This window comes from Aminivibrio sp. (assembly GCF_016756745.1).
Classification (GTDB): domain Bacteria; phylum Synergistota; class Synergistia; order Synergistales; family Aminobacteriaceae; genus Aminivibrio.
Genome location: NZ_JAESIH010000032.1, coordinates 1 through 2,233, shown reverse-complemented (window position 1 = coordinate 2,233; position 2,233 = coordinate 1). Strand labels below are relative to the sequence as shown.

2 protein-coding genes and 1 pseudogene are annotated in these 2,233 nt (G+C 62.4%); all 3 read left to right on the top strand.

Annotated features, from left to right (window positions below):
- A pseudogene (locus JMJ95_RS03565) lies at positions 1 to 203 on the top strand (ABC transporter permease); the annotation flags it as partial.
- Positions 200 to 994: an ABC transporter ATP-binding protein gene (locus JMJ95_RS03560; RefSeq protein WP_290682718.1), complete on the top strand. Its 795-nt coding sequence runs from the start codon at positions 200 to 202 to the stop codon at positions 992 to 994. The pseudogene JMJ95_RS03565 and the gene JMJ95_RS03560, both read left to right, overlap by 4 nt.
- A complete protein-coding gene (locus JMJ95_RS03555; protein ID WP_290682716.1) occupies positions 991 to 1,785 on the top strand; it encodes an ABC transporter ATP-binding protein in 795 nt (264 codons plus the stop codon). Before JMJ95_RS03560 ends, JMJ95_RS03555 begins: the two co-directional genes overlap by 4 nt.
- Positions 1,786 to 2,233 lie beyond the last annotated feature (448 nt).

The following is a 2,233-nucleotide window of genomic DNA, read 5'->3' as shown; positions in this document are numbered from 1 at the left end:
TCGGCCTCTCGGACCCCAGGGTGATCTCCTGGGGACGGATGCTCCACGAAGCCCAGTCCTTCGGCGCCTTCACCGCCGGGGCATGGTGGATGCTCCTGCCTCCCGGCCTCGGCATCGCCCTCCTCTGTCTCGTCTTCCTGGACCTGGGGAAATACCTTGAAGAGCGGGTCGATCCTCGCCTGAGAGGAGGAAATGCCCTGTGATCGACATACGGAACCTCTCCGTCACCTACGGCCGGATAACCTCCGAAGGAAGGGGAAGCCGGGCCGCGGCTGTGAAAAACGTCTCCATGACCATCCGGAAGGGGCAGTTCTCCGCCCTCGCCGGAGAATCGGGAAGCGGCAAGAGCACTATCCTCATGGCCATTCCCGGGCTGCTTCCCCCGGGTACCGTCGTTTCCGGGGAAATCCTGCTGGACGGGAAAGATTTGCTCACCCTGCCGGAGAAGGAACTGAACCGCATCCGCTGGCGGCGCATCGCCATCGTTCCCCAGGGGGCCATGAACTCCTTCACCCCGGTGCTCACCGTGGGGCGCCACGTGGAGGAGGTGCTCTCCGTTCACCTCGGGCTTTCCCGGAAAGAAGCCCTGGACCGGATCCCCTCCATCTTCGCCCTGGCCGGACTGGACGAGGAACTGGCCCGCAGGTACCCCCACGAACTCTCGGGAGGCCAGAAACAGAGGGCGGCCATCGCCCTCGCCCTTGCCTGCTCGCCGGACTACCTTCTCTGCGACGAGCCCACCACAGCCCTGGACGTGATCACCCAGCAAGGGATCATCGCCACCCTGAAAAACCTCGTGGAGAAAAAGGGGCTCGGCCTCCTCCTCATCTCCCACGATCTTCCCCTTGCGGCCTCCGTCGCGGACAGGCTCCACATCCTGAAGGACGGAGAGCTGGTCGAGGAGGGCGATCCGGCCGAAATCACCGCCAGGCCCCGGAATCCCCACACCCGTGCCCTCGTAAAGGCCCTGCTGGACCTGGAGGAAGAATCATGACGGCTTTGCTGGAGATCAGGAACCTCTCGGTCGTCTTTCCTGGCAGGAGGCGGCGGGAACCCGTCAGGGCCCTCTCCGGCCTCACCTTCGCGCTGGAAAAAGGAGAAAGCCTTTCCGTCATCGGTGAATCGGGCAGCGGGAAAACCACCCTTATGCGGTGCATCCTCGGCCACGTTCCCCCGTCGGGGGGATCCATCACCCTCTTCGGGAAGGATATCGCCTCGGCCGACGGGGAGGAAATGACCGCCCTCCGGCGGCGCTGCGCCATGGTCTCCCAGGACCCCTACGGCTCCCTCCCCCCCACCCTCACGGTTCTCGAGGCGGTAATGGAACCCTGGCTCCTCGTCAGGGGGAAACATGCCGCCGGAGAAGGAGAAGAACGGGCCCGGATCCTTCTCGGCGAACTCGGGCTCCTGGATGAAGCCATTCTCTCCTCGCGGGTGCGCCTCTCCCTCTCGGGAGGCCAACGCCAGCGGGTGGCCATCGCCAGGGCGCTGATCCTCGACCCCGAACTTCTTCTCTGCGACGAGCCCACCAGCATGCAGGACGCATCCACCCGGGGGGAGATCATAGAAATCCTCGCAAAGCGCCGGCAGTCGGGCATGTCCATGATCTTCGTCACCCACGACCTCTTCCTCGCCCGGAAGGCCGCACCCCGGGGCATCGTCCTCCACAAAGGGACGGTGGTGGAGGAAGGCCTGTGCCGGGACATCCTCTCCGCCCCGAAGCACCCCTACACCAAGGCTCTCGTGTCCGCACTGCCGCGGCTGAAGCCTCCCCGAATTCTATAGCAAAGGACCAGGCTGCGTAAAAAACAAACAAGCGGAGGCATCAACAAGCCTCCTCTTGTTTGTTTTTTTGAAAATAGAAAAGACAATAATTTACTGTCGGCGCACACTACAGAAGATCGAATACACCATAGCTACAACCCCAGGCAGAAATCCTACATCCGCACCCCAGCGGGGTGCGGATGTAACGAAAAGACCGGGTGTTGTAGCCCGCTCCGCAGTGATGTATCATATCAGCGAAAAGAAGGGCTACAGCCTGAAATTCCCAAGGAGGACTCATCCATGCCGGCAATAAGGATAGCTGACCGTTTTTCCTCGCTTCAACCTTCGTCCATGATCAAAATATTCCAGGCCGCCTCGGCCGTGGAGGGGCTGATCAACCTGAGCTTCGGCGAACCGGATTTCCACACCGAGCCGGAGATCGTCGACGCCGCGGCAAAAGCCGCCCGGG